This is a genomic window from Agaribacter flavus (assembly GCF_042646125.1).
Taxonomy (GTDB): Bacteria; Pseudomonadota; Gammaproteobacteria; order Enterobacterales; family Alteromonadaceae; genus Glaciecola; species Glaciecola flavus.
Genome location: NZ_JBHRSW010000056.1, coordinates 1 through 727, shown reverse-complemented (window position 1 = coordinate 727; position 727 = coordinate 1). Strand labels below are relative to the sequence as shown.

The window sequence follows — 727 nt, the reverse complement described above, 5'->3', positions numbered from 1 at the left end:
ACGATGATAGCCAGCACCGTCCAATATCAAATGCAATGTGTGATTTGGCGGATATTTCGCTTTTAATTCGTCGAAAAAGGCGCAGATAGTGTCACTATTTATGGTGTCGTAATCTTGTACGGTGGCTCTATCTAACTGACCCAACTCAATACCACCAATAAGATTCATCCGCGTGCGACTGCCTGTTGTAGCGACGGGTTTATCTACGCCTTTTTTTATCCATCCACAGCTCATTTTTGTGGCTTGGGTTGGATGAACCGCATCCATAAAGATGATGCTTTCATCTTCACTTAGCGCATCTCGCAACGATGCATAAGCGTCGATAAATGCGGCTTGTTTCTTTTCATCGAACTTGTGCGGTACGCCTTTAGGCTGCTTATAGCTAAAACCGTGTTGGTGAAGCCATTTATTCATGCCTGATACAGAGTACGCGATAGCCCATGTGGCTTTGACATAAGCCACAATCTGATGAGTATGCTGATAGGTAAACTCGGATAAATGGGCGATGAGTTGCTTTGTTTGCTCAATATTCAAATGACTGCTAGAGCCTCCGCCTGCCGGCTTTAGCTTCATTTTCACACTGTAATCACCAATGTAGCGTGTGATAGTCGCCTCACTCTTACGCAATGCTTGGGATATCATGGTAAGCGACCAACCTTCCGAGCGAAGCAGTACCGCTTTGATGCGATCACACTCTCGCTTATCACGGGCTTTGGCATGTCGTGAT

General features: G+C 45.7%; 1 protein-coding gene. It reads right to left on the bottom strand.

Translation table 11 applies throughout. The features are described 5' to 3' along the window. Nucleotides 1-727 (bottom strand): IS630 family transposase (locus tag ACFOHL_RS17550; RefSeq protein WP_376921546.1); only part of this gene is annotated, 727 nt, incomplete at both ends.